Origin of the sequence: Rhodococcus sp. USK13 (assembly GCF_018343855.1) — a bacterium.
Lineage (GTDB): Bacteria > Actinomycetota > Actinomycetes > Mycobacteriales > Mycobacteriaceae > Rhodococcus_F > Rhodococcus_F oxybenzonivorans.
The window spans coordinates 1,402,288-1,427,926 of sequence record NZ_CP069242.1 but is presented as its reverse complement, the minus strand read 5'-3'; the positions used below and the strand labels follow the sequence as shown (position 1 = coordinate 1,427,926).

The window sequence follows — 25,639 nt, the reverse complement described above, 5'->3', positions numbered from 1 at the left end:
CACCTCTCTTGCGTGGTGCTACTGATCGAGCAGCCAACGCGCGCATTCGATGTCGCAGACCAGCATCTTGGCCAGTCCGCCGTTGAGGGCACCCAGTGCCGCATGGTGTTTCGCGGCTCCACCCGTGACGAGGATCGATCCCTCGCAGGCCCGGATGTCGTCGAGTGGAACAGACATGGCCCGCTCGTTCAGCGGCCCATCCACGTCAGTGCCGTCGAGCCGGAAGAAACGGCCACCCACCTCGCCGACCGCGCCGAGGTCGGTAAGTACGGAGAGCATGTCGGTGTCGAGGAAGCTTCCCTCGAACAACGTGGTCGACGTGGAGACCGCGCCGGTGCCGAACATCATCATCTGCGCCGTGCGACCGACCTCGAGCGCCTTGGAGATCACCGAGTCTCCCCGCATGGATACCACCGTGGACGCATCCGCGTACAGCGGGACGGGAAGCCGAATAGTGTTCGCCTGCAATTGTTCCGCGCACCTACCGAGGACGTATTCGGTGCCGGTCTGGTAATTGATGGCGCTCACCGAGCCGTCGAGCTGCACAACGGTGGCGCACACTGCCGCACCGGAGGGTAGACCCTGCGCCACGGCCACCGTTTCCGGGCCCCAGGTGAAACCGAGCGTGTCGGTGTCGCGGATCCGCCGCACCAGCAACGACGCAGCAGCGCGTCCCACCCCGGCGAAGCTGCCGTGTTGGTCGATCGGGCCGGCGGCGTCCACAGAGTCGGCGACCACCACCGCTTCGACCAGGTTGAACCGTTCTTCGAGAGCACGTTCCTCGTCGGAGCGCAGGGCGTCACTGAGGTGCGCCGGAACCTGCACCTCGATGCGGACCAAGCCCTGCGCCTTGGCGCGGGCAACCAAGCGGCCCGCGGTGGGCCGGGAGACGCCGAGCCGAGTCGCGACCTCGGCCTGCGTCAGCCCGTCGAGGTAGTAGAGCGTTGCCGCTCGTAACGCGAGTCGCAGATCTTCCGTGGTCGACGGTGACGGGACTGCGGTGAGAGACGGCGTCGATGCCGTTGTATCGGGGGATGTCACTGGTTCTCCTCGCCATGATCTCGGGCCGTGGAGCGGACGCCCGAGAAACCCGTGAGCAAATGATCACTATGCGTTCTTCTGCTCAGTACGTTAGCATCGAGGTGTGACCCACACAACACTTCCCTCGAGTATCCCCAGTACGATGCGTGCCAGCGTGCTCGTCGAACCCGGTCGCATCGAGATCAGGGAGCGCGCGGTACCCACCCCCGCTCCCGGCGACGTGCTGGTGCAGGTCTCCTCGGTCGGCGTCTGCGGATCCGATGCGCACTACTACCGCGAGGGACGCATCGGGGAGTTCGTCGTCGAACAGCCCATCGTTCTCGGCCACGAGGCGTCGGGCACCATTGTCGGTGTCGGTGAGGGCGTCCCGACAGGCCGAATCGGGCAGCGGGTGTCGATCGAACCCCAGCGCCCCGATCCCGGTACCGACGAGACCCGGCGCGGTCTCTACAACCTGTGCCCGCACATGCAGTTCTATGCCACCCCGCCGATCGACGGGGCGCTGGCCGAGTACGTGACGATCGGCGCCGCTTTCGCGCACGCCGTCCCCGACGAGATGTCCGACGACGCGGCAGCACTGTGCGAGCCGCTGTCGGTGGCCATCGCCACGGCCCGGAAAGCCGGGCTGACCGCGGGATCGCGGGTGCTCATCGCGGGCGCCGGGCCGATCGGAATTGCCACGGCGCAAACGGCACTGGCCTTCGGCGCCACGGAAGTGATCGTCTCCGATCTCGACGCACAAAGGCGGGCCGTGGCCGCCAAGTTCGGCGCCACCACCGTCCTCGACCCGCGCGAGCAGGACGTGTCGGCCCTCCGAGTGGATGCCTTCGTCGACGCCTCCGGAGCGCCGAGCGCCGTGCTGGCCGGCATCGGCGCGGTTCGGCCGGCGGGCACCGTCGTCCTGGTGGGCATGGGTTCGAGCGAGATGACACTTCCGGTGCAGACGATCCAGAACCGGGAACTGATACTTACCGGCGTCTTCCGGTACGCCAACACCTGGCCCGCCGCGATCGCACTCGCCCGTTCCGGCCGGGTCGATCTCGATTCGATGGTCACCGGAAAGTACCCGTTGGCCGAGGCCGAACAAGCGTTGAATGCAGACCGGATGCCGGGCAGCCTCAAGGCCGTCGTACGCGTCCAGGAATGAGGAGAGAGCGATGCAACTGAACGCGCAGACGCTGGAGCGGCTCAGCGATGCAGTCGAAGTACCCACCTACGACCGAAACGGCATATCCGTTGGGATAGTGCATTTCGGGGTCGGGGGCTTTCACCGTGCACACCAGGCAATGTACGTCGACAAGCTGCTGCGCCTCGGGCAGGCCAGCGAGTGGGGCATCTGCGGAGTCGGGGTTCTGCCCGGCGATCGGCGCATGAAGGACGTACTCGAGGCACAGGACAGGCTCTATACCCTTGCCCTGAAACATGCCGACGGGACCTGGAACGTGAGCGTCATCGGCTCCATCGTCGACTACCTCTTCGCACCGGACGATCCGGAAGCGGTGATCGAAGAGATCGCCGCCGAGTCCACCCGGATCGTCTCGCTCACGATCACCGAGGGCGGCTACAACTTCACCCACGACACCGGCGAGTTCGACCGCGAGAACCCCGACATCGTCCACGATCTCCGCGATGGTGCCACGCCGACAAGCACATTCGGGCTCATCGTGGAAGCACTGGCCCGTCGACGAGCCCGCGGACTGGCGTCGCCGACCATCATGTCGTGCGACAACATCGAGGGAAACGGCACCGTGGCGCGCAAGATGTTCCTCGCCTACGCCGAGATGAAAGATCCGGAACTCGCGGCGTGGATGCGCACCGAGACCTCCTTCCCCAACTCCATGGTCGACCGCATTACCCCGGTGACCACTGCGGAAGTGACGCAGGCACTCTCGACTCGATTCGGCATCGACGACCAGTGGCCCGTCGCCGCCGAACCGTTCACCTCCTGGGTTCTCGAAGACGCGTTCGTCCTGGGCCGGCCGCCGTTCGAGCAGGTCGGCGTGCAGTTGGTGGACGATGTGGCACCCTACGAACTGATGAAACTCCGCCTGCTCAATGCGAGTCATCAGGCCCTCTGTTATTTCGGGTACCTCTCCGGGTATCGCCTCGTGCACGAGGTCGCGCAGGATCCGCTGTTCGCCGAATTTCTGTTGTCGTACATGGACGACGAGGCCACGCCTACCCTGGCGTCGGTTCCCGGGGTCGACCTCGACGAGTACAAGCGCACGCTCATCGAGCGCTTCTCGAACCCGGAGATCCGCGACACCGTCGCCCGCCTGTGCGCCGAGTCCTCGGACCGCATCCCGAAGTGGCTGCTGCCGGTGATCCGCGAGAATTTGACAGCCGACCGGCACATCCGACTGTCGGCCGCGATCGTCGCGAGTTGGGCCCGATACGCCGAGGGAGTCGACGAGAACGGCGAACCCATCGACGTCGTCGACCAGTTGAGGGACTCCCTCGTGCCGATCGCACGCAGCCAGCACGAGAACCCCACGGCCTTCATCGAGAACCAATCGATCTTCGGCGATCTGGCCGACTATCCACGGTTCGTCACCGCCTATCTGTGGGCACTCGATTCGCTACACCGGGTCGGCGCGCGAAAAACACTCGAATCCCTGCTCGAGAAGGTGCAGTCATGAGCATGGTCGTCGGGGAAGCCCTCATAGACATCGTCACCGCCGCCGACGGCACCACCACCGAGTACGCCGGGGGCAGCCCCCTCAACGTGGCGGTCGGACTCGCCCGCCTCGGCAGACCGGTCGAATTCGTCACCCGCATCGGGGAGGACGCACGGGGAGAATTGATCCTCGACCACCTCGAAGCCTCCGGCGTCCGTGTGGCGTCGGGAAGCATGTCCGCAGAGTCCACGGCCACCGCCCGGGCGACACTCGACCCGACAGGTGCGGCCACCTACGAGTTCGACCTCGAATGGGCGCTGCCCGCTCCCGCCTGGGCCTCGACTCCGGAGCTGGTTCACACCGGATCCATTGCCGCCGTGATGGAACCCGGATGTGCCGTGGTGGCCGATATCCTCTACCGCCTACGCCCCTCCGCGACCATCAGTTTCGACCCGAACGTCCGGACCGCACTGATTACCGACGAGGTACGAGCCCGGGAACGAATCGAGCACCTCGTGTCGATGTCCGACATCGTCAAGGCCAGTGACGAGGACCTCGCCTGGTTCGACCCCACCCGGGACCCCGTCGACATCGCCCGCGACTGGTTGGCGCTCGGACCCGCAGTGGTCGCCGTGACGAAAGGCTCCGAAGGTGCTTTCGCGGTGTGCGCGGCGGGTGTCGTCGAGATGGCCGCGCGCGAGGTCCAGGTGATCGACACCGTCGGCGCCGGTGACGCCTTCATGGCCGGACTGCTCGACGGCTTCTGGTCCCAGGGCCTGCTCGGCGCGAAACACCGTGGTGCCCTGCGCGCAATCGATCCCGCACGGCTGCGCACCGTACTGGCCAACGCCGTTCTCATGTCCGCCCTCACCGTCGCCAAGGCCGGCGCGGACCTTCCCGACCGCGAGACGCTCGACCGAGAGGCCGGGATTCTGCAATGACACTCGTCGCAGGAATCGACTCGTCGACCCAGTCGTGCAAAGTGCTCGTCTGCGACGCCGACACCGGAGAACTCGTCCGCAAAGGCACAGCGCCACATCCCGACGGGACCGAAGTGCACCCGCAGGAATGGGCGCGGGCCCTGGACACCGCGATCACCGCGGCCGGTGGTCTCGACGACGTCGCGGCGGTGTCGGTGGGAGCGCAGCAACACGGCATGGTGTGCCTCGACGACAGCGGGTCGGTGGTACGCCCGGCGCTGCTGTGGAACGACACCCGGTCGGCGGAGGCTGCCGCACACTTGGTGGAGGACCTCGGCGGTCCCGACGCCTGGGCGGACGCCGTGGGTGTCGTCCCGCTCGCAGCCATCACCGTCAGCAAGCTGCGATGGCTCGCGGATTCCGAACCGGCACAGGCTGACCGGACGACCGCGGTGTGCCTGCCGCACGACTGGATCGGCTGGCAGCTCACCGGTGCGCGCGATCTCGATGCCCTGGCCACCGACCGCGGCGACGCGAGCGGCACCGGATACTTCTCGGCCGCGGCCAACGCGTATCGACCCGACCTGTTGTCGCTGGCCCTCCGTGGCCGCTCGGTGCAGGTGCCCCGAGTGGCAGCGCCGTCCGAGCGGATCGGCGAGACGCGGTCGGGCGCGGTACTCGGCCCCGGCACGGGTGACAACGCCGCTGCCGCACTCGCCCTGGACGCACAGGAAGGTGACGTCATCGTCTCGGTGGGCACATCGGGGGTGGTGTCCGCGGTGTCGGACATACCGGCCAACGACCCCGGCGGTTTCGTCGCAGGGTTCGCCGACGCGACCGGACGTCATCTGCCGCTCGTCTGCACACTCAACGCGGCGCGGGTACTCGACGCCACCGCGGCACTACTCGGCGTCGATCACGAAGAGCTGTCGCGGCTTGCGCTGTCGGCGCCGTCCGGCAGCGGCGGCCTGGTGATGGTGCCGTACTTCGAAGGCGAACGCACACCGAACCGTCCGGACGCCACAGGGTCGATAGAGGGTCTGCGGCTGGGCAATTCGACGCCCGCCCACCTCGCGCGGGCGGCCGTCGAAGGGTTGCTGTGCGGGTTGGCGGATGGAATCGACCACCTGGTCGCGCAGGGTGTCGCCGTGCGCCGGATCCTGCTCGTCGGTGGTGGCGCACGCTCGCGTGCACTCCGTGAGATCGCCCCGGCCATCTTCGGTGCGCCCGTCCTGGTGCCGCAACCCGGCGAGTACGTTGCGGTCGGCGCATGCCGGCAGGCTGCGTGGACACTCGCCGGCACAACGGAACCACCCAAGTGGGATCAGACCTCCACCCAGCGTTACGAGGCCGACCCTGCCCCCGACGTCCGCGAACGCTATAGGCGCTCCGCGCCCGTGAGTGGTTAACGAGTCTCTGGACTCCTCAACCACTCACGGGCGGCGGAGCCGCCTACACCTTGACCAGCATCTTCCCGACGTTCCCACCACGCATGAGCTGGAGGAATGCGTCCACCGAATTCTCGATGCCCTCGACCACCGTCTCGTCGTGCACCACGTCACCGGACGCGAGCCACGGTCCCATCTTGGCGGCGAACTCGGGGAACACGTGGGTGTAGTTGCCCAGCGTGAATCCCTGCAACGTGAGACCGCGGCTGATGATGTTCATCATGTTGTCCGGTCCCGGCACGCGCTCGGTGGCGTTGTAGCCGGCGATCGCTCCGCACAGCGCAGCTCGTCCCCCGTTGCGCATGGCGGCGAGTGCCGCCTCGAGGTGATCGCCGCCGACGTTGTCGAAGTAGACGTCGATTCCGTCACCCGCGACTCCGAGTAGCTGCTCGCGGATGGGCGCGGCCTTGTAGTCGAGCGCGATGTCATAGCCGTAGCGGTCGGTGAGTAGCGCGACCTTCTCGGCGGAGCCCGCGGATCCGAGGACCCGGGAGGCGCCTTCGAGGCGGGCGATCTGCCCGGCGGCAGTTCCGACGGCACCGGCGGCACCGGAAATGAACACGGAGTCACCGGGCTTCAGGTGTGCAATGTGCAGAAGACCCACGTAGGCGGTGAGGCCGGTCAATCCCAGAATGCCGAGGTATGCGGACACCGGGACCCCGGGAATCTCCTCCACCACACGGAATGCGGAGGCATCACCCTGCGCCACGTCGCGCCATCCCAGGTCGTGCACCACGACGGAGCCGACGGGGTGGCTGTCGACGGTCGACTCGACGACTCGCCCGACTGCGCCACCGGTCATGGTCTCCCCCAGCACGAAAGGCGGAATGTAGGACTTGACGTCGTTCATGCGACCGCGCATGTATGGGTCGACGGAGGTGAACTCGTTGACCACACGAACCTGATCACCGGCGAGGTCGGGCAACTCCACGGTGACAGTCCGGAAGTCGTCCTGGGTGGGCCAGCCCGCCGGCCGGTTGATCAGTTGAATCTGCGTGCTCGATACCACGAGTAGTTCCTTTCACTGCTGTGACGAAAGATGTCTAGAGCGCCAGTCCGAGCGCGAGGAGAAGGACCGCGAGCAACGGAAGCGTGCCCTGGGTGAGGGCGGCGCGTGCCTTGTCCGGTGAAGAAATCAGCAGGACAGCCGCGGCGAGGACCATCGATCCGGCACCGGCGAAGACGAGGGCAGCACCCACCGCAGTCGCGTCGACAGCGACCGCAACGACGCCGACCGCGGTCACGACGGCGAGGAAGAGATTGTAGAAGCCCTGGTTGAAGGCCAGCTCCTTGGTGGCGGCGGCCTCGTCGGCGGTGGTGCCGAAGGTCGCGCGGGTACGCGGCGCGGTCCACAGCACCGACTCGAGCACGAAGATGTACACGTGTAATGCACTGGCAAGAGCGGCGAGAACCAGACCGGCGGTAACCATACAAGCTCCTCCTGATTGTGAACTGACCATTTCAATATATACTGAAATGAGCGTTTCACAACAGTGAGTGAGGATCGTCATGCCACGAACACAGGACTTCGACACCACCGAGGTGATCGGCCTCGCACGTGATGTGTTCTGGGACAAGGGTTATGAAGCCACATCGGTGCCCGACCTCGAACGCGCCACCGGACTCAACCGCTCGAGCCTGTACAACGCCTTCACCAGCAAGCGGGGCCTGTTTGACGCCGCCGTGCAGGACTACCTCGACCGTGTCGTCCGCCCCCGTCTGAAAATTCTCACCGCTGAGCCCGCCCGGCCCGACGCGGGCGTGCGCTACTACCGCGCTCTCGCCGAGACCTTGGCCACGCTCCCCGAGGACTGTCCGGGTCGTGGGTGCCTGCTCCTCAACAGCGCTGCCGGGTTCGCCGCCCACGACGAGACTCAGCGGATGGTCGTGGATGCCTATCGCAGTGAACTGTCCGCAGCGCTGACCCACGCGCTGCGTGCCCTCGATCCGGACGCGCCTGCCGCCGTCGTCGAGCACCGCACGCGACTGCTGACGTCGTTGTCGGTCAGCGCGTTCCTGCTCTCGCGCATCAACCGGGACGAGGCGATCGCGGTGGCGCACACCGCGATCGAACAGCTCGAGGAGTGGCGCGGCACCGCCTGACCGCGGCCCGCCCGTCAGTCGGCCAGAGCTGGCGCCGCGTGCTTGCCGCGCTCAGGAGTGCCGTCTCCGGACGCCCGCTCGGCGGCCGCCGCCATCTCGATCGCGGTGGCATGGTCGACGGCGTGCGGGGCGATACCCAGGTTGTCCAGGGTGTCCCAGAGGCCGGCCATCGCCGCCTTCGGGTCGAGGTAGTACTCGGATTCGCGCACACGCCAGAAGGTCCAGCCGCACCGCTTGAGTTCCTGCTCGCGTTCGAGGTCGGCGATGCGCTGCGCCGGCGTGGTGGAGAAGGCATCCGCATCACATTCGACGGCCAGCCTCATCGTCCCGCCGGTGACTACGAGGTCGATGCGACGATTGTTCACCTCGACCTGAGGATTGACGTGATAGCCGCGCTCGGCGATGTCGTGGAACACCCGCTGCTCGAGGAGGTTGTCGAACGGTGGCGTCCGGACGTCTCGGCTCACCCCTCGGGGCATCGGCTCGGCCGGCGCCGGTGACGTCGACATGACATAGCTCAGCAGGGAATTACGGAGGTCGGCCCGCTTCAGCTCGTCGACGGTCACCGAGTGGAACAGCCACAACTGGTCCTGCGCCCGCGACGCCGCGACGTTGAATCGACGCTTGTACTGATTAGCCGTCAGCGGAACGAAGTGCTGCTCCGGCGTCACCACCATGGACAGGAAGACGACGCTGCGTTCATCGCCCTGGAAGTCGGGCGGTGTTCCCACCCGCAGTCGCCGTTGCTCCCACTGCTCGATTCCGATGCGCCGCACCAATTCGCCGCGGATCGCGTCGACCTGCGACTGTCCTTGCAATACCACGATTCCGAACGTCTTTCCGTCGTACCGGGGATCGACGAGGCATTCGATGAGCTGATCGACGAGCGCCTTCGCCTCGACGTGGTTGGCGAGCGTGGCATCCTTCCCCGACACCGTGGCGTCGGGAACGTAGGTGTGCCGCAGGGGCGGTAGCCGGTCTGCTCCGAACTGCCGCACCGGCACCAACGGCAGCTCACCGTAGAACTGGGTACTCGACCAGTTGATGATTTCGGGCATCGACCGGAAATGCTCGCGCAGCCTGACCACCTGGCCGAAACTGGTACGCAGAATGGAGAACAGGCTCGACCGGGGAGTCAGCGTCGCTTGCACGTATTCCGGGAGATCTGGAAGGTAGGCGTCCAATCTGGTGAAGACGTCGTCGAGCGTCCCGTTGGTGGGGATATCGGCGGGCGCGCATTGCTTGTCGTCGCCTACCACGATGACCCGCGGTGCCAGCCACAGCAGGAAGAGGTTGGTGATGTCGGCCTGGCTCGCTTCGTCGACGATGACGACGTCGAAGCTGCCCGGGACCGGCGGTATGGACGCGAGGACCTGCTGCAGCGGCATCACCCAGGCGGGCACGGCTCCCTGCGCCTCTCCCATCGCGGATCTGGCTGCACTGCGGTACTTTTCGGCATACTTCCCGCCTCCGGCACCGATGTTGGAGATGTGTTCGCGGTACGTTTGCAGCGCCCGGACCTGATCGGCGGTGAGATTCTCGAGGCAGTCCCGCCACGCGGCGGCGGCCGCCAGCCGAGCGGTCAGATGTGCCAGATCGGCGTCGAGGCCGTTCAGTTCGGCTTCGAGTTCCTGCTCGCGCCCGGCGCGGTGCTGTTCGGTGACCCACTGACGGGCACGACGCCACGCCCACGCCTCCGACAGCTGCCAGCTCATCTCGTCCCATTCGGGAAGCGTCGCTGTCCGGCGCACCAGCTCGTAGAAAGCCGGGGCGACGGGGGCGAGGCGGTCGGCCAACTCGTCGAAGAGCAATTGATCGTGCTGCTCGGCGCGCGCCCTGGCGTATTCCGCGAGGGCAGCGGACAGTGCCGCGTTGTCGGCGCGGTCGAGAGCGGAAACCAGAGCGGTGCCCTCGGGGGAGGGACCCGAGTCGATCTCGGCAGACACCGCCGAGACGATGGCGTCGAGTTCTGCACGCGCACTGTCGACGTCGGTTCGGGTGGTGATGGCCTCGGCCGCACCGGCGACCGCGGTGGCGTCGCGAAGTGTGCGCATGCGGGGGGCAGTGGGCGACAGCGCGAACAGCTCACGGGCAAGCGCATCGCGCGCCACGAGCAAGGCACGCACCCGCGCGATCCTGCCGACCATCAGGTTGAGGCTGTCCACCTGAACGGCGCGGGAACCGTTCATCTCCACCGGAATTCCGAGATCGCCCAATAGTGTTGACGCGGTCAGGGCGGCGTCGTGCGCGCGTAGGTGTTCCGTGACGAGCCGGACGGCAGCGGCCGTGGTGGCGGGTAGCCCGTCGACGGTCGCCTCGATGCCGAGCTCCTCGACGGCCTTCTGCTCGTCGCTGCGACGAAAGCGTGACTTCCATTCCACGGCACCGGATTCCATGGCGACAGCCAGCGCCCCGACCGCGTGGAGTGCAGGCCTGCTCATGACGGAACACTGGACATCGTGCGCACCGATGTAGCGGTCGGCGGCGGCGGCCGCTTCCACGATCGCAGGCAGCGCATCCAATCGGCCCCACAAATGCGTGGCTCGACCGGCGAGAACCGTGTCGGCCAGTTCGTGGAATCTGCTGTCGAGTTCGAGGACGTCGTGCGCCCGGGCCTGCAGTTCCTTGCAATGCCGTCGTACCGTGTGCGCGGTATCGGTGTCGACGCCGCCGAGGACGTCCAGCAAATGTGCCGACTGCGGAGTGTCGATGGGAACGGTGGTCGACGCCCGTGCGCAGAGCCGTTCGAGTTCTGCGCGGTTGGGCAGAAGTGCGTCGAGTGGCGGCAGACTTTGCCGCGAGCGCAGGGCACGTTCCGGTGTTGCCGTCACACACAGTGCGCGCAACGTGTCGAGCTCGGCGCCCGTCAGCGGCGGTTCCTCGCTCAGCAGGGGTCCGGGGAGCCACTGGAAGTCGGCCTGCAGGGCCATGACCTTGCGGACGATCGTGGCTGCCGTGCCTTCGTAACCCTCAGCCACGGGATCGTGGAGGTACGTCTCGGATTCGCGCAGTGCCGTCACGCGGTCGAGTACGACCGCACGTTTCTGCATTGCCTCCGCCCGCTGGGCGCGCAGGTCGGCGATCCGCTTGCCCTCACTGTCCGGGTTGAACGACGACTTCCGCTCGGCGATCGTCGCGACACTGCGGTTGAGCTCGTCGGATCCACCGCGCGAGAGGTCGGTGATCGAGACGCACAGTTCCTGCATCTCGGGCGGCAGCTTGTCACGGAGCACACGCAGAGCCTGAGCCTTCTCGCTGGTGACCAGCACCCGCTGTCCCCGGGCAAGGAGGGCCGAGACAAGATTCGCGATGGTGTGGGTTTTTCCGGTCCCGGGCGGCCCCTCGACCACCACGCCACTGTCTCCACCAAGGCGCTCGATGATCTGCGACTGCTCGGCGTTGGCGGGGAGGGGGAACAGAGGGTCGTCGGCGAGCGTGGCGGGCGCGGCAGCACCCGTGCGCTGCAGCCACGTCACTCGCTCCGCCGGCTCGATCGCGTCGACCAGCTGGGCAAGCCCGAGCGGGACCGTGGCACCGTCGCGTTCGAGATGGGCGATCATCTTCTCGTAGTACTCGACGAGGGCGAATGCGCTGCGCTTGCGGAGCACCAGTGCGGGTGCGGGGGCGAGTGTGGCCGTCCCCGTCTCGTCCGGGGGCTCGACAGCGTCACGGACATCGATAGCGGTGGTGACCGTCAGCGGGGCCCACTCCCGGAGGAACTGCCCGATCTCGGTGCCGAGCGGAGAGGTCGCGACCTCCTGCAACTGCTGTTGCAGTCGCATCGACTGCGAGCTGTCGTAGAGGCCGAGCCCGGTCAGCAGCTGGGAATCTTCGAGTCGAGGCGCTGTGCTCGGCGTCAACCGGACGAGAAGGTCACCTGTCCGAACGTCGCGGGAGATCCCTGCGGGCTGCGTGACGAGGTGGGTGCGGATACCGGCATCCGGACCCACACCGGGAACGGTGAGCAGACCGGAGGCGAGGACGAGTTCGATCGACTCGGGCCGGGCATTCAGCTCCTGCAGCATCGACTGCAGTGAATGGTACAGCTCGGCGTGCGGGCGCTGTTCGCGATCCGTCGCCGCCCAGGCCTTCCACCGCGGCAGGTACGCGTCGAAGGCTTGCCGGACCTCGTACGCCCGGCGGACGTCGTATTCCTCGTCGGAGTCTTCCGCGTAGGCGTCCGATTCGTTCAAGGCGAGTTCGGGACGCGAGCTGTCGGATCGGGCAGCCGCATCCACCCAGCCGTGCAGAACGGGCGGCAGTGCCGGTGGATCGTCCACGGCAGCGACGGGCACTCGGAGGACGATGTCACCCTGCGCTGCATCTGCCGAGAATCGGAGCACCCGGCCTTCGCAGTGCAGCCATTCCACCTTTTCGTGCTGGTCGACACGCAGGACCGGCTTGGTGCGAGCCCTGACGATTTCGCGCAGGAACTGCAGCAGCCGCTGGACGCGGCCTGCAAGCTCGGCGTCGGTTTCGGGACTCGACAATGTAAACCTCTGAGAGTTCTCGGTGATGGTCGGCGCTGGCCCCCGCCCTGCACACTATCGGGTCGATGGGGACGAGATCGAGGCGTAGTCCCCGTTCGGAGTCAAGAAGACCACCCCGCAGTTGCGCAGGTCACAGGGACTGGACGGTCGCCTGGCACCGCCGCGCACCGACGTCCGTCCCCGCCACACTCCATTCCGACCATTCGGTCTCTAGTATCTGTCCATGGCCGATTCGCGCATCACCAAAGCCGGTGCCGTGCTGGCCACCGCCGCTCTCCTGTCCTTCGGAACCCGTGCCGTCGGGGCTGCCGACCCCGCGCCGGACTCGCGGGTCACGGCGTCTTCCGAGGGATTCGCCCTCGACGGTCAACCCTGGTGGCCGACGGGTTTCAACGCCTATCAGCTGGCCACCAACTGGTCGGTGAACTGGGGTTGTGGGGCCATGGTCGATCTCGGGTCCTACTTCTCGTCACTTCCGGCGCACTCGCTGACCCGGTTCAACCTCTTCCAGGCACTGGCGATCAACCGGTTCACCGGGCAGCTCGACTTCGGACCGATCGACGCCGTCTTCGCTGCCGCCGAGGCACACGACCAGATGGTGATTCCCGTCCTCGCACCGCAGGACGGCGCGTGTGAAGACGACGTGTTCAAGGGCCGGCAGTGGTATGTCGACGGGTGGCAGACCATGACACCGGGGGCTCCCCGCACGTTGATGAGCTTCCGGGACTGGATGCACACCGCCGTCGACCGGTACAAGAACTCGTCCTCACTCGCCGCCTGGGAATTGGTGGGCGAACCGGAGACGAGCACTTGCACGGACGCGGCCTGTTCGTGGTGGACTCGGTCGTGTGGCCCAGACGCCGCACAGGTATTGCGGGACTTCTTCGACGACGCCGGGGCCGAGCTCCGCGCGCGCGACCCGCGGACCCTGATCACGGCCGGATTCACCGGCGGCGGGCAATGCGGCACCCAAGGCGATGAGTACCAGTTCGTCGGGGAATCGCCGTATGTCGACGTCGTCCAGTATCACGACTACGGCGCGGACGCCGTCCCGCTTCCGGGCGATCAGTGGAACGGTCTGGGTCGACGACTCGAACAGGCGGAGGCGCTGGGGAAGCCCCTCCTCATGGGCGAGATCGGTGAATTCGCCGGATCGTGCGGCGACCTCGGCGACCGTGCCGCACACATCACCACGAAACTCACCGGTCAACGCGATGCGGGCGCAGCCGGGGCCCTGCTCTGGGCGTTCGTCCCGGATCCCCGGCCCACCGAGTGCACTTACGACGTGGGGCCCGACGACCCGCTGTGGGATGTGGTCGAGCAGTTCGGGTCCCTCGGCACGGGTACCGCCCCGGGCGCCTACTGAGAACTCAGGACACGAGTACGCGCACCGTCTCCGCTACGCACGCCGGCTTGTCGGATCCTTTGATCTCGATGATGTTTCTCACGACCACCTGGGCACCTTTTGCCGTGCGTTCGCAGGAGACGATCTCGCCGCCGGCGCGGATCGACGCCCCTACCCGGACCGGTTCCGGGAAGCGAACCTTGTTGAGCCCGTAGTTGATCACCATCTTCACTCCGTCGACGCGCATGAGTTCTGCGCCGAGCTTCGGCAGCAGTGAGAGCGTGAGATAGCCGTGCGCGATCGCCGCGCCGAACGGGCCCTCCGCGGCACGCTCCGGGTCGACGTGGATCCACTGGTGATCTTCGGTGGCGTCGGCGAAAAGGTTCACGCGGTCCTGCGTGACCACCAGCCATTCGCTGAAGCCGAGGGACTCCCCTACAGCAGCTTCGACCTCGTCGATTCCGTTGAACACGTGCATGTCGGTACTTCTCCTCATCGGTTTACAGTTCAGAGTGGTTGTGGTTCAGCGTCCGCCGCGGCGGAGCGTGACTCGGTAGGTGTAGTGCTCGGGCAGGAAGTAGCTGACCGCGAGTTCGACGATCCGGCCGTCGGCGTCGGTGTACAGGCGGTCTACTCGCAACATCGGGTGCTCGACATCGCAGTCCAGCTCCCGGGCAACGAACTCGGTGGCCGGCGCCACGGTGATCGACTGCGCCGCCTCGACGATGGGACTTCGCAGGTGCGGTTCCAGCAGCCCGATGATTGTGTACGAGCTGACGGCGCCCTCGGCCATCTCGGGCGCGTCGGCGACGAGCCGTGCGATCTCGTCGGGAAGGTAGACGGTGGTCAGCACGAAGGGTGTGTCGTCGTGACGTCGCCGGAACACGACCGTGTGGACGAGGTCGGTATCGAGCCGGAGCCTGCTCGCCGCCTCGATGTCGACCCGGCGGCGCAGCGGCGAGACCACTTCCATGGTGGTGTCCGTGGACAGATTCATCAGGTCTTCGATGGATCCGAGCTGACGCAGGTAGCGGCCATCGGACTCGGCCGCGAAGGTGCCACGCCCGGGCACCCGGTAGACGATGCCCTCGGCCACCAGATCCTGGAACGCCCGCCGGACCGTTTGACGACTCACCCCGTGTTGCTCCGCGAGTTCGAATTCGGTGGGAAGTTTCACGCCGTCGCGGTACTTGCCCGCAGCAATGTGCTCGCGCAGCTGTTTGGACACCAGCTGGTACGCCGGCTCACTCTCTCGTTCCCTACCGTTCATCGCGCACCGATCCTACGTGCAGGTTGTGGGACTACAGACCGCCTCGGGCCACGAGTTGCGAGACGATGACGTTGCGCTGAATCTCATTGGTGCCCTCGCCGACGATCATCAGCGGTGCATCCCGGAAGTACCGCTCGACGTCGTACTCGGTGGAGTAGCCGTACCCACCGTGAATACGGACCGCCGACAGCGCGATCTCCATCGCCACCTCGGACGCGTACAGCTTCGCCATACCCGCCTCCATGTCGCACCTCTCGCCGCTGTCGTACTGCTCGGCCGCATGCCAGGTCAGCTGCCGTGCCGCCGTCAACTTGGTCGCCATGTCGGCCAGATAGTTGCCGATCGACTGGTGCTTCCAGATCGGCTGGCCGAAGCTCTCCCGCTGCTGGGCGTAGGCGAGGGAATCCTCGAGCGCCGCCGTCGCCACTCCCAACGCCCGGCAGGCCACCTGGATGCGACCGGTCTCGAGACCCTTCATCATCTGCCCGAACCCCTTGCCCGGGGTGCCGCCGAGGATCGCCGTGGCCGGAATGCGATAACCGTCGAACGAGAGCTCACACGTCTCGACACCCTTGTACCCGAGCTTCGGCAGATCCCGCGACACCGTGAGCCCCGGACCGTGCTCGACCAACACGATCGAAATACCCCGGTGCTTCGGATTCGCACTCGGATCGGTCTTGCACAGCAAAGCGATCAATCCCGAGCGGCGGGCGTTGGAAATCCACGTCTTCGCACCGCTGATCACCAGATCGTCGCCGTCGGTCTTGGCATTGGTCGACATGGCCTGCAGATCCGATCCCCCACCGGGCTCGGTCAGCGCCATCGTGGCCCGGATCTCGCCCGTCGCCATCTTCGGCAGATACTGCTGCTTCTGCTCCTCGGTGCCGTACAACGACAGCAACTTCGCGACGACGGTATGCCCACCCATCGCCCCGGCCAGGCTCATCCACCCGCGGGCCAACTCCTGCGTCACCTGCGCATAACACGGCATCGACACCGGCGATCCGCCGTACTCCTCCGGTACCGCCAACCCGTAGATCCCGATCTGCTTCATCTGCTCGATCCACTTTTCGGGGTACTCGTTGGCGTGCTCCACCTCCTGCACCGTCGGCTTGACGTCGCGGTCGATGAAAGCCCGCACCGTCTCGACCAGGTAGGTCTCTTCCTCGTTCAGCTTGCCCATGAACCCTCACCTCGCGCGCTCGACATTTGTACGGCCATAGTTGCGCTTTGTTCGTCGCAAGTCAAGAATCCGTCTTGACATAGGCGGTTATCCCCTGCCAGCATCGTGTGCGATCCTGAAGTTCTGGCCGTACATATCGGTCGTGCCCGGCTATCTCGAAACCCGGCAATCCCGAAACGAGGAATGAAGCATCGTGCAGAACCTCACCCGCAGGCGCGCCGTCCTGGTTGCCCCCGGATCCGACGAACGCAAAGCACTGAAGGCTTTGCAGTCGAACGCCGACGAGGTGGTCCTCGATCTCGAGGACGCCGTCGCACCGGCGAAGAAGGCTGCGGCCCGCGATCTCGTCTCTCGCCTCGTGCGCGAATCGGACGGCTCCCGGGCAGTCTCCGTCCGCATCAACGCGCTCACCACACCGTGGGCAGCGGACGACCTCGCCGCATGTGCCGAGCTCGGCCCCTCGTTGACGAGCATCGTCGTTCCCAAGACCGAGACGCACCAGGATCTGCAGGACGCCGCGGACGCCGTCGGGACCGTCCGACTCCAGGCGCTGGTGGAAACACCGCGCGGGGTACAGAACATCGATGCGATCTCACGGGCCGATCACCTCGATGCGGTCATCATCGGCTACGCCGATCTGGGTGCCGCACTGGGACGTTCCCGCGCGGCCCGCCCCGAGCACTGGCTCGCCATTCAGGAGGCGGTCCTCGTGGCCGCTCGCGCCGCAGGTATTCAGGCGATCGACGGCCCCTTCCTCGGCATCGCCGACGACGACGCATTCCGGCACTCGGCGTCGTGGACGAGCGCCCTCGGATTCGACGGCAAGTGGGTGATCCACCCGAACCAGATCTCCTCCGCCGCTGCGGCATTCACCCCCTCGAACGCCGACGTCGACAATGCGCGACGAGTGATCGACGCACTCGCCGACGCGGAGGCGGCCGGGAACGGCGCCGCGCAACTCGACGGTCAGATGCTCGACGAAGCCGTCGCAGTTGCGGCACGACGGGTTCTCGCACAGGTGGGTGGACAATGACGATCACGCAGACGTACGTCGGTGGACCGTATTTCGACGAACTCGAGATCGGTCAAGTTTTCGATTCTGCTCCTGCCGTCACTCTGACGACGGGCCTCTCGGCCACCCACCAGGCGATCCTCGGCGACCGGATGAGGCTGCCACTCGACACTCACCTGTCGCGGGCGGTCACCGGAGCGCCCGAGGGGGTGGCCAACCCGGGACTCGTGTGTGACCTCGCGATCGGACAGTCGACGGTGGCCACCCATCACGTGAAGGCCAACCTCTTCTACCGGGGCCTGCGGTTCCACCACTTCCCGCACCTGGGTGACACCCTCCACACCCGCACGGAGGTAGTGGGATTGCGCGAGAACTCCGCGAAACCCGGGCGGAAGCCCACGGGCCTCGCCGCCCTGCGGATGACGTCGACCGATCAGGACGGCCGGACGGTCCTCGACTTCTACCGCTGCGCGATGCTTCCGCTCTCCGAGAGCCCCGACGAGAACCGCGTCCGGAAGGCGGACGACCTGTCGGCCGTCGGACCGCAATCGGAGCAGCCCTTCGGCGCACCGGAGGGATGGGATCTCGACGTGTACCGCGAGAAGGTGCCCGGCGAACATTTCACCCCCGCCCTCGCCGGTGCGGTGTTCCGCAGCAGCGGTGATGTGGTGTCCAGCGCACCGGAACTCGCACGCCTGACTCTCAACATCGCGGCCACACACCACGACGAGCGCGTCGGCGCCGACGGACGGCTCGTCTACGGCGGCCACACGATCGGGATCGCCCTCGGGCAGGCCACTCGCGCCCTGCCCAATCTCGTCACCGTCCTCGGCTGGAAGTCGTGCGATCACACCGGGCCCGTCCACGAGGGCGACACCCTCACCAGCGAACTCCGGATCGAGAGTGCCGACGCCCTCGCCGCTGGGGGTGGACTACTCCACCTTCGGTCGCTGGTGTTCGCGCACAACGCCACAGCCTCCGACGTTCCCGTACTCGACTGGCGCTTCACCGCCCTCATGGCATGACCTCCACCATCAAGGAGCTTCCCTCGTGACTGCCCACACTCCCCTTGCCGGACTCCGGATCGTCGAGGTCTCCAGCTTCATCGCGTCCCCGCTGTGCGGGCTGACGCTGTCTCAGCTGGGGGCCGAGGTGATCCGGGTCGACCCCATCGGCGGCTCCGCCTGCTACAAGCGCTGGCCGGTCACCGCGGACGGTGAGAGCATCTACTGGACCGGTCTCAACCGCGGTAAGCGGTCCGTGGCCGTCGACATGCGCAGCCCCGAGGGGCAGGAACTGGTGCAGCAACTGGTCACGGTCCCCGGTGCGGGTGGCGGAATCCTCGTCACCAACGCCGGTGGCCGTGACTGGCTCGCCCACGACGCGCTCAGCGCCCTGCGCTCCGACGTCATCACTCTCGAAGTTCTCGGTGGCACCGACGGTTCCCCCGCCGTCGACTACACCGTCAATGCAGGACTCGGTTTCCCGTCCATCACCGGTCCCACCGATCATGCCGGTGTCGTCAACCACGTCCTACCCGCGTGGGACGTGGTGTGTGGGCTGTACGCCGCGCTGGCCGTCGCCGCCGCCGTCCGGCACCGCGACGCCACCGGTGAGGGCACCCACATCCGCCTGCCGCTCGAGGACGTCGCGCTCGCCACCGCCGGCACGCTCGGCTACCTCACCGAAGTCCAGATCAACGGCACCGGCAGGTCGGCGACCGGAAACTCCGTCTACGGCACCTACGGAACGGATTTCACCACCAGCGACGGCGAACGGTTCATGATCGTCGCCCTCACCCCACGTCACTTCCGTGACCTTGTCGCCGTTACCGGAACCACGGCCGCGGTGGAGGCACTCGCCACCGCACTCGACGTGGACTTCGCACGCGAAACCGATCGCTTCACCCACCGCGACGTCCTCACAGCCCTGTTCGCCCGCTGGTTCCGTGAACACACCGCAACCGAAGTGGCCGAGGCACTCTCGAAGACGTCCGTGCTCGCCGAGCGCTACCGCACCTTCGAGGAAGTGGTGAAGTCCGGGGAGCTCGAGAAGAACCCGATGTTCACTCCCCTCGATCAGCCGCGCATCGGCACCTACCTCGCGTCCGGGCATCCCGCGTCGTTCGACGGCCACCACGCCACCGTCGCACCGGCATCCGCGGTGGGAGAAGACACCGCACAGGTCCTGAGGGACTGGCTCGGCACGCCGGAATCCGACATCGCCGCGCTACACGAGCGCGGCGTCGTCGCAGGCTGACCGAAAGAACTACTGCGCCTCCACCAACTCCCAGCCGGTGCTGAGATCACGCACGAGGTCGGGGATACGACGGACGACGCGTTGAGTGTCGACGAAGCCCCGGAACGGCATCGCGAGAATCGCGTGCATCTCTCCGGCACGCGTCTCCACCAGCCGTTGGTAGGACGGAGCGATGTCGCTGACGATGTACTCCCAGCGTGGTTTTCGGTCGGCCCAGTTGAATTCGGTGCAGGGGTGCCCGCAGTCGCAATTGCCGTCCGTCGATGTACCCGGTCACCGACAGCGGTGCCGCCTTTCCCGGCCACCTCGAACCGGGGACCGACGGTTGGGCGGCCACCGTGGTGGCGGGCGAGTCCGCAACTCCCTTACAAACAAGGCGATTTGGGCCCGGGTGGCGGTAACAGGATCGACGCCCTCGCGCTCACAGACCAGCAGATACTCGGCCAGGCCGCGCGCATACGCGTCGATCGTGCGAGGCGCATGCCCCAGATCGGTCCAGATCCGCAACCACTCGGCCGCCCGCTCGTGCCGGCACAGGACCGGCCACGTCTCCTCCAAGATCATCGACGCAGTCAACAGGGCCCCTCAGCTCGTGATGACACCGCGGGACGAACAACGACCCCCGGCGTGATTCCACGTAACTAATACGGTGATCGACATCTGTTCACGTCGGGTGGTGGGGTGGTCCATCGCCGACCATATGCGTACCGAGCTCGTCACGGACGCGATCGAGATGGCGGTGCGCACCCGCGGTGGTGACGTCCGTGGGATCGTATTCCACAGCGACCGCGTCGCAGTACGCCGCAGCGGAATTCGTTGATGTTGCCGCCGGCATGGGATCCGACCGAATCGAGGACGGGTCGGACTGAACCCCCGAGGCGGCCACGCTGGCCTACGAGCTGCCGGCAGAGCCCGAACTGCTCACGGCGACCCATCCGAGGTCGCGATTACTGTTGCCCCGCGGTGTTGTCGGTGGGGCGGTTTATGGTGGCTTCCGCGACGAGCAACAGGTCGCTGCACACTGACAAAGACCATGGATCGTTCATGGTCCTGATCTGCGGAGTCTCCTCAGATCGGTGGGTTGTGCGGCGACCTGTTTTTCAGTTCGTCGGGCAGGTTCGTGTGTGGCCCGACTGAGGTGCGGTGTTTGATGAGTAGCAGCTCCCAGACCTCGCGCGGCAGGTCAGCAGGGTGGGGTGTCCCAGTCGGCATGATCGATGTCCGCGTAGAGACCGCCGAGGTGGTGCGTGACCGCCGCCGCGCCGCGGGGCAACCGACCTGGTCCCCAAGGGCACCCCACAAGCGTCACGACACCACAGCCCACGAACCCACCCCCACTCCCCAGCAAAAACAGACCGAGCAAACTGTACGGGGCAGAGGCACGAGAACGCGCAAGATTCACTGACAAAAGGACGATCGACTGTCACAGGACACCCTCTGATCGAAGTGACGCACATGCCAGCCACTCGGACTGTAGTTTCCACTGCTCGATGTCACTTCTCCGTATCCGACCTGCGCGTTCTCATAGTCGTGTCGGTGCCTGATTCTCATGAACCTGCCGGAATCCGCCGTCTAGTTGATATCCCGTTAGCGGATCCGCTTGCGAGAGCCGCGCGGAGCTGAGTCTTTGGACGACTTGTTCCGGATACCGGTTCCCTGCGGTCGAACTCTGCTCTCGCAAAACGGGATTCGGTCAACCCTCGCCTTCTGCCGCGCCAAATCGAGGACGTCCTCACCACTCGACGGAGTCGTGAACCTGCACAGCCCGGTGCCAAAAACGCGCGGCGTTCTTCGCTGTCCGCGCGTGCGGTGGCCACTATCGCGATCGACCCCTCTCAACTCTCGACGCCTTGACAACTGCGATGCAGTGTGACCACCATTACTGCATCATGTGATAGAAGTTATCACCTTATGAGAGGAAATTATGAAGGTTGCGATCCTCGGCTTGGGTGAAGCCGGAAGTCTCTACTCATCGGGATTCCTCGCGAAGGGCTGGGAGGTGACCGGGTTCGACCCGGCCGACACCGCCACCCCCGCGGGAGTGCTGCGCTTCGACGACGTCGCCGACACCGTGCGGGGTGCGGACCTGGTGCTGAGTCTGACCAGCGCGAAGGTGGCGGTGCGGGCGGCGACCGATGCCGCACCGCATCTGTCGGCCGGCATTTGCTATGCGGACATGAATGCCGCGCCGGCCGAGATCAAGGCACAGGCCGCCGACGTCGTCGGCGCGGCCGGCGCTGCGTTCGCCGATGTCGCGGTGGTCGGGTCCGTCCCCGCCCACGGGGCGCGTACCGCCCTGGTGATCAGTGGCGACGGATCGACCGCGGCAGCCGCGTATTTCGAGGCGCTCGGTGCCACGGTCGAGGACATCTCCGGTGCGCCCGGGGACGCGTCGAACCGCAAGCTGCTGCGCAGCGCGTTCATGAAGGGCCTCGGCGCGTTGATCGTCGAATCGGTCGATGCCGGGATCGCTGCCGACGCCGAGCAGTGGGTGCGTGCGCAGATCGCCGGTGAGCTGTCCGGCAGCTTCTCGGCCCTCGACCGGCTGCGGGACGGCACCCGCAAGCACGCCGCCCGACGCTCGGTGGAGGCGGCCGCCTCGGTCGAGCTCCTCGACACCCTTGGCGTCCGCCCGGTACTCGCGTCCGCGACGGCCGAGGTGCACCGCACCCTCGCCGATGCGAATGGGCGCGCCACCGACGAGTTGCTCGAGGCCTACGCCGGGCTCCCGGTCGCCAACATCGGTGACGCCCGCCAGCGCATGGGCATGGTCGATTCGGGTATCCACGCCATGTGGAAGGGTGCACGGATCGTCGGCCGTGCCCGCACGGTGTGGACCCGGGCCGGCGACAACAAAGCGCTGCACGAGGCGCTGGCGAAGGTGCAACCTGGTGAGGTGATCGTCATCAACGGACAGGGCGACCAGAACCGGGCCTTGATGGGTGAGTTGATCGCCGAACGCGCCCGCTCCCGGGGCTGCGTCGGCATGATCATCGACGGCGCCGCCCGCGACATCGATGTCCTGCAGGAGATCGGATTCGGTGTGTGGGCCCGCGCGGTGAACCCGTCCGGCCCCTACAAGGACGGCCCCGGCAAGATCGACGTCCCGGTCGCGGTCGGCGGTGTCGTCTGCGCCCCCGGCGATCTGGTCGTCGCGGACGACGACGGCGTCATCATCATCCCGGCGGCCGAAGCGTTCACCAGCCTGGCCGGTGGCCGGGCGGTCGAAGCCGACGAGGCACAGCGTCGCGCCGCGATCATCGCCGCCCGGAAGGTCCCGGCATGATTGCCATCTGGGCGTTGCTGGCGTTCATCGCGTCGATCGTCTTCTGGAATGCGGTGCTCAAACGCAACATCGGTGAGGCGATGATCGTCGGGTTCGTCGTCGTCGGGGCCTTCGCCGGCCGTGACGCCCCGAAGTACATGTGGGAGGGCTTCGTCAATTCGATGCAGGAGGAAGTGACGTTCGCCGGGCTGGCGTTCATCTTCATGAGCTTCATCCTCGCGAAGACCCCGGTGCTGGACCGGCTCATCGACATCCTCAACTCGTTCCTCGGCCGCCTGCGCGGCGGCCCGATCTACACGTCCACCGTCGCCGGCGGCATGTTCGGTGCCATCGCGCATGTCGGTGCCTCGGTCACCGCGGCGGTCGGCTCGGTCACCGTGCCGTGGATGAAACGCTCCGGCGTGAGCGGCGAACTGTCCGCGACAGTGGTCGCCGGCTGCGCGGGCATGGGCGTGACGTTCCCGTTCAGTGCGACCATGTTCATCCTGGTCGGGTCCAGCACCGTCACCGGGATGATGGCAGCGGACGACATCATCGTCCCGCTCGCCATCGCCGGCCTGTGGTGCCTCGGCTACCGGCTGGTGCTGAGCTACTACCTGGTCCGCAAGAACGGCTTGCAGCCGATCGCCCCGGAGGACCGGATTCCGGTCAAGCGGAGCCTGCGGGTCGGGTGGACCTCGCTGTTGCTGTTCGTCCCGATCCTTATCCCGCTACTACTCACCCGCGGGCCGATCGCCGCACCCATCGCGCACTACACCGACCTGGTGATGTCGAGTGCCCTGAGCCTGATCACCTGGATCCCCGTCCTGATGATCCTGCTGGTGCTCTTCCTCGGGCGCCGGCACCTGCCCAAGACCAGCACGGGCTGGTGGAAAGTCCTCGGCGACGCCGCCCCCCAATTCGGCGTCATCGGTATCACCATCGTTGCCGCGTTCTCCGCCTCGGCGGTGCTCGCGAAGCTGAAACTGCCTCAGCAGCTGACCGCGATGCTCGAAAGCCTCAGTGCACCGTCCTGGCTGATGGCGATCCTCGTCGGGATCATCATCGTCGTCATCGCGATCCCGCTGACCGCCTCTGCCACCATGGCCTCGGTCGGCCCCGTCGCCGTCGCCGCCCTGGTCGGCACCGGTATCGCCGCCCCCGTCGCCGCGGCCGCCGTCCTGGTCTTCGCGTCCACCGAGGGCGCCTCCCCACCCTCGGGCGCCCCCATCTACGTCGCGTCCGGCATCGCCCGGATCGACCCGTCGAAGATCTTCATGCCACTCCTGAAGTACTACTGCATTCCCATCCTCGGCATCGGGGTACTGATCGCCCTGGGCCTCCTCCCCGTCTAAACCGCGACAGGACACGTCATGTTCCAGAAAAGCTTCTCCACCCTCTTCCGCATCAGCGTCGTCGCGTTCCTGCTCGGCGGACTGGCGATCGTGCTCGGCCAAACCGTCGGACTGATCCTCGGCGACGGCGTCGTCGTCACCCACGTCGAGGAACTACTCGCCCCCTACGCCTACGGTGCCGCAGGCATCGCCGGACTGCTCGCCTTCGTCCTGTCGTACTTCCACCACGACGGAGAGGAGGACGCCCTCGGAAACGAGGACTCTCCCGCCCGCACCGCCGAACACGTCGGATGAGCGGGCCCATGAGCACGATCGGTGCCGACTCCACCTACGCCGACCTGTGCGCCCGCACCGACGGCGCCCCGGCAGGGGCGAGCTGGGGAGTCTTCGACAACCGGGACCGGGGGACGGCGAACTTCGCCGGTCCCGAGCAGGTCCGCGACGCCGCCACCCGGGTCACCAGGGGTGCGGTGTTCGCCCTCGACTACCCGCTCGGGGCGTTCGACCCACCGATGGCCCGCTCCCGCACGGCGCCGAAGCACACCATCGTCTCCGCGCACGCCGAATCCCGCGACGACCTCCTCGACGGCTTCTACCTGCAAGCCAGCAGTCACCTCGACGGACTCCGCCACCGGCGGGTGTCCGGACACGGCTTCTATGGCGGCGTGCCCGACGACCAGATCACCGAAGGAAGTCCCGCTCTCGGGATCCAGTCCTGGTCCCAGGACCCGATCGTCGGCCGCGGCTTGCTCCTCGACCTCGAAGCGCTCCACGCCGAACGCGGGCACCCACTCGACCATGCCCAGGGTCCGGCGCTCGACCCCGCCGATCTGGACGCCGCCGCGCAGCGCCAGGGCTGTCAGATCCGACGCGGTGACCTGATTCTCGTCCACACCGGCTGGGCGCACTGGTACCTCACCGCCACCGACGACCAACGCAACGAGGTCCGAGCCGGCCGCCGCGCCACCGGCTTCGCGCAAACACGTGAATTGGCACGCTGGTTGTGGAACCACAAGATCGCGCTCTTCGGTACCGACACCTTCGCCGTCGAAGTACTCCCCGTCCTCCCCGACAGCCCGTTCACGGAGTCCGCCCCTGAGGACGCCGGCATGATGCACCAGGAACTGATCGGCAAACTCGGCGTCCCCCTCGGCGAACTGTGGAACCTCACAGGCCTCGCCGAGGACAGCCGACGCACCCACACCTGGGACGCCCTGGTCACCGTCAAACCGCTCAACTTCGTCGGCGGCGTCGGTTCGCCCTGCAACGCGACCGCCATCCGCTGACAGGTTTATCGCACAATGATAAGTTTCATCGAAAGTAGGTGAAT

The 25,639-nt window shown here is 66.6% G+C and carries 21 protein-coding genes and 1 pseudogene; 14 read left to right on the top strand and 8 right to left on the bottom strand.

All coding sequences use genetic code 11. The features are described from left to right. Window positions 1–18: 18 nt before the first annotated feature. On the bottom strand, window positions 19–1,041 hold the full coding sequence (locus JQT59_RS09405) for a sugar-binding transcriptional regulator (protein WP_213575893.1): 1,023 nt from the start codon (window positions 1,039–1,041) through the stop codon (window positions 19–21). A gap of 142 nt (window positions 1,042–1,183) precedes the next feature. On the opposite strand from JQT59_RS09405, the gene JQT59_RS09400 reads away from it, so the two are divergent. From JQT59_RS09400 to xylB, 4 genes are read left to right on the top strand one after another with little or no spacing between them, the layout of a single operon-like run. Next, on the top strand, window positions 1,184–2,188 hold the full coding sequence (locus JQT59_RS09400; RefSeq protein WP_213577584.1) for an NAD(P)-dependent alcohol dehydrogenase: 1,005 nt from the start codon (window positions 1,184–1,186) through the stop codon (window positions 2,186–2,188). Window positions 2,189–2,198: 10 nt separating this feature from the next. Then, entirely contained in the window at window positions 2,199–3,680 is a 1,482-nt protein-coding gene (locus tag JQT59_RS09395) for a mannitol dehydrogenase family protein (protein ID WP_213575892.1), read from the top strand. Beyond that, a complete protein-coding gene (locus JQT59_RS09390; protein ID WP_213575891.1) occupies window positions 3,677–4,600 on the top strand; it encodes a carbohydrate kinase family protein in 924 nt (307 codons plus the stop codon). Before JQT59_RS09395 ends, JQT59_RS09390 begins: the two co-directional genes overlap by 4 nt. Further along, the gene (xylB, locus tag JQT59_RS09385) at window positions 4,597–5,988 is read left to right on the top strand and encodes a xylulokinase (protein ID WP_213575890.1); all 1,392 of its coding nucleotides are present in this window, start codon (window positions 4,597–4,599) and stop codon (window positions 5,986–5,988) included. The genes JQT59_RS09390 and xylB overlap by 4 nt, the downstream gene beginning before the upstream one ends. Before the next feature lie 43 nt (window positions 5,989–6,031). Here the strand turns inward: xylB and JQT59_RS09380 are convergent, their stop codons facing one another. Then, window positions 6,032–7,036: an NADP-dependent oxidoreductase gene (locus tag JQT59_RS09380; RefSeq protein ID WP_213575889.1), complete on the bottom strand. Its 1,005-nt coding sequence runs from the start codon at window positions 7,034–7,036 to the stop codon at window positions 6,032–6,034. 34 nt (window positions 7,037–7,070) lie between these two features. Beyond that, window positions 7,071–7,457, bottom strand: a complete 387-nt coding sequence (locus JQT59_RS09375) for a DUF1304 domain-containing protein (protein WP_213575888.1) — start codon at window positions 7,455–7,457, stop codon at window positions 7,071–7,073. 79 nt (window positions 7,458–7,536) lie between these two features. Between JQT59_RS09375 and JQT59_RS09370 the strand changes: the two genes are divergently transcribed. Then, window positions 7,537–8,130 carry a TetR/AcrR family transcriptional regulator gene (locus tag JQT59_RS09370; RefSeq protein WP_213575887.1) on the top strand — a complete coding sequence of 198 codons (594 nt, stop codon included), beginning with the start codon at window positions 7,537–7,539 and terminating at the stop codon, window positions 8,128–8,130. 14 nt (window positions 8,131–8,144) lie between these two features. On the opposite strand, the gene JQT59_RS09365 is transcribed toward JQT59_RS09370, so the two are convergent. Further along, a complete protein-coding gene (locus JQT59_RS09365) occupies window positions 8,145–12,620 on the bottom strand; it encodes a PDDEXK-like endonuclease domain-containing protein (protein WP_213575886.1) in 4,476 nt (1,491 codons plus the stop codon). 223 nt (window positions 12,621–12,843) lie between these two features. Here JQT59_RS09365 and JQT59_RS09360 point away from each other — a divergent pair, with 223 nt between their 5' ends. After that, window positions 12,844–13,986: a glycoside hydrolase 5 family protein gene (locus JQT59_RS09360; RefSeq protein ID WP_213575885.1), complete on the top strand. Its 1,143-nt coding sequence runs from the start codon at window positions 12,844–12,846 to the stop codon at window positions 13,984–13,986. Window positions 13,987–13,990: 4 nt separating this feature from the next. Here the strand turns inward: JQT59_RS09360 and JQT59_RS09355 are convergent, their stop codons facing one another. The 3 genes from JQT59_RS09355 to JQT59_RS09345 are packed head-to-tail and all read right to left on the bottom strand — an operon-like array spanning window position 13,991 to window position 16,418. After that, window positions 13,991–14,443: a MaoC family dehydratase gene (locus tag JQT59_RS09355; RefSeq protein ID WP_213577582.1), complete on the bottom strand. Its 453-nt coding sequence runs from the start codon at window positions 14,441–14,443 to the stop codon at window positions 13,991–13,993. A gap of 45 nt (window positions 14,444–14,488) precedes the next feature. Beyond that, window positions 14,489–15,235, bottom strand: coding sequence for a GntR family transcriptional regulator (locus JQT59_RS09350; protein WP_213575884.1), 747 nt, complete (start codon window positions 15,233–15,235; stop codon window positions 14,489–14,491). Between the two features lie 31 nt (window positions 15,236–15,266). Beyond that, window positions 15,267–16,418 carry an acyl-CoA dehydrogenase family protein gene (locus tag JQT59_RS09345; protein ID WP_006946138.1) on the bottom strand — a complete coding sequence of 384 codons (1,152 nt, stop codon included), beginning with the start codon at window positions 16,416–16,418 and terminating at the stop codon, window positions 15,267–15,269. Window positions 16,419–16,611: 193 nt separating this feature from the next. Between JQT59_RS09345 and JQT59_RS09340 the strand changes: the two genes are divergently transcribed. The 3 genes from JQT59_RS09340 to JQT59_RS09330 are packed head-to-tail and all read left to right on the top strand — an operon-like array spanning window position 16,612 to window position 19,689. Next, window positions 16,612–17,451, top strand: coding sequence for an HpcH/HpaI aldolase/citrate lyase family protein (locus JQT59_RS09340; protein WP_213575883.1), 840 nt, complete (start codon window positions 16,612–16,614; stop codon window positions 17,449–17,451). Beyond that, window positions 17,448–18,455, top strand: a complete 1,008-nt coding sequence (locus JQT59_RS09335) for a MaoC family dehydratase (RefSeq protein WP_213575882.1) — start codon at window positions 17,448–17,450, stop codon at window positions 18,453–18,455. Before JQT59_RS09340 ends, JQT59_RS09335 begins: the two co-directional genes overlap by 4 nt. A gap of 25 nt (window positions 18,456–18,480) precedes the next feature. Next, window positions 18,481–19,689 (top strand): CoA transferase, encoded by a 1,209-nt coding sequence (locus JQT59_RS09330; RefSeq protein WP_213575881.1) that lies wholly within the window; start codon window positions 18,481–18,483, stop codon window positions 19,687–19,689. Between the two features lie 9 nt (window positions 19,690–19,698). Here the strand turns inward: JQT59_RS09330 and JQT59_RS09325 are convergent, their stop codons facing one another. Then, window positions 19,699–19,839 carry a hypothetical protein gene (locus JQT59_RS09325; RefSeq protein WP_213575880.1) on the bottom strand — a complete coding sequence of 47 codons (141 nt, stop codon included), beginning with the start codon at window positions 19,837–19,839 and terminating at the stop codon, window positions 19,699–19,701. A 496-nt stretch (window positions 19,840–20,335) separates the two neighbouring features. Here JQT59_RS09325 and JQT59_RS09320 point away from each other — a divergent pair. The 5 genes and pseudogenes from JQT59_RS09320 to JQT59_RS09300 all read left to right on the top strand — a co-directional run. Continuing rightward, window positions 20,336–20,554 (top strand): annotated as a pseudogene (locus tag JQT59_RS09320) (DDE-type integrase/transposase/recombinase); the annotation flags it as partial. A 1,059-nt stretch (window positions 20,555–21,613) separates the two neighbouring features. Further along, window positions 21,614–22,975 carry an RraA family protein gene (locus JQT59_RS09315; RefSeq protein WP_213575879.1) on the top strand — a complete coding sequence of 454 codons (1,362 nt, stop codon included), beginning with the start codon at window positions 21,614–21,616 and terminating at the stop codon, window positions 22,973–22,975. Further along, window positions 22,972–24,309 (top strand): TRAP transporter large permease subunit, encoded by a 1,338-nt coding sequence (locus tag JQT59_RS09310; RefSeq protein ID WP_213575878.1) that lies wholly within the window; start codon window positions 22,972–22,974, stop codon window positions 24,307–24,309. The genes JQT59_RS09315 and JQT59_RS09310 overlap by 4 nt, the downstream gene beginning before the upstream one ends. A gap of 18 nt (window positions 24,310–24,327) precedes the next feature. Continuing rightward, the gene (locus JQT59_RS09305) at window positions 24,328–24,603 is read left to right on the top strand and encodes a hypothetical protein (RefSeq protein ID WP_213575877.1); all 276 of its coding nucleotides are present in this window, start codon (window positions 24,328–24,330) and stop codon (window positions 24,601–24,603) included. An 8-nt stretch (window positions 24,604–24,611) separates the two neighbouring features. After that, a complete protein-coding gene (locus JQT59_RS09300; RefSeq protein WP_249354303.1) occupies window positions 24,612–25,595 on the top strand; it encodes a cyclase family protein in 984 nt (327 codons plus the stop codon). Window positions 25,596–25,639: the final 44 nt, after the last annotated feature.

Coding starts and splice junctions, on each gene's coding strand:
- JQT59_RS09400 (WP_213577584.1), top strand. CDS start 1,184: ATGCGTGCCAGCGTGCTCGTCGAACCCGGTCGCATCGAGATCAGGGAG.
- JQT59_RS09395 (WP_213575892.1), top strand. CDS start 2,199: ATGCAACTGAACGCGCAGACGCTGGAGCGGCTCAGCGATGCAGTCGAA.
- JQT59_RS09390 (WP_213575891.1), top strand. CDS start 3,677: ATGAGCATGGTCGTCGGGGAAGCCCTCATAGACATCGTCACCGCCGCC.
- xylB (WP_213575890.1), top strand. CDS start 4,597: ATGACACTCGTCGCAGGAATCGACTCGTCGACCCAGTCGTGCAAAGTG.
- JQT59_RS09375 (WP_213575888.1), bottom strand. CDS start 7,457: ATGGTTACCGCCGGTCTGGTTCTCGCCGCTCTTGCCAGTGCATTACAC.
- JQT59_RS09370 (WP_213575887.1), top strand. CDS start 7,537: ATGCCACGAACACAGGACTTCGACACCACCGAGGTGATCGGCCTCGCA.
- JQT59_RS09360 (WP_213575885.1), top strand. CDS start 12,844: ATGGCCGATTCGCGCATCACCAAAGCCGGTGCCGTGCTGGCCACCGCC.
- JQT59_RS09355 (WP_213577582.1), bottom strand. CDS start 14,443: ATGCACGTGTTCAACGGAATCGACGAGGTCGAAGCTGCTGTAGGGGAG.
- JQT59_RS09350 (WP_213575884.1), bottom strand. CDS start 15,235: ATGAACGGTAGGGAACGAGAGAGTGAGCCGGCGTACCAGCTGGTGTCC.
- JQT59_RS09345 (WP_006946138.1), bottom strand. CDS start 16,418: ATGGGCAAGCTGAACGAGGAAGAGACCTACCTGGTCGAGACGGTGCGG.
- JQT59_RS09335 (WP_213575882.1), top strand. CDS start 17,448: ATGACGATCACGCAGACGTACGTCGGTGGACCGTATTTCGACGAACTC.
- JQT59_RS09315 (WP_213575879.1), top strand. CDS start 21,614: ATGAAGGTTGCGATCCTCGGCTTGGGTGAAGCCGGAAGTCTCTACTCA.
- JQT59_RS09310 (WP_213575878.1), top strand. CDS start 22,972: ATGATTGCCATCTGGGCGTTGCTGGCGTTCATCGCGTCGATCGTCTTC.
- JQT59_RS09305 (WP_213575877.1), top strand. CDS start 24,328: ATGTTCCAGAAAAGCTTCTCCACCCTCTTCCGCATCAGCGTCGTCGCG.
- JQT59_RS09300 (WP_249354303.1), top strand. CDS start 24,612: ATGAGCACGATCGGTGCCGACTCCACCTACGCCGACCTGTGCGCCCGC.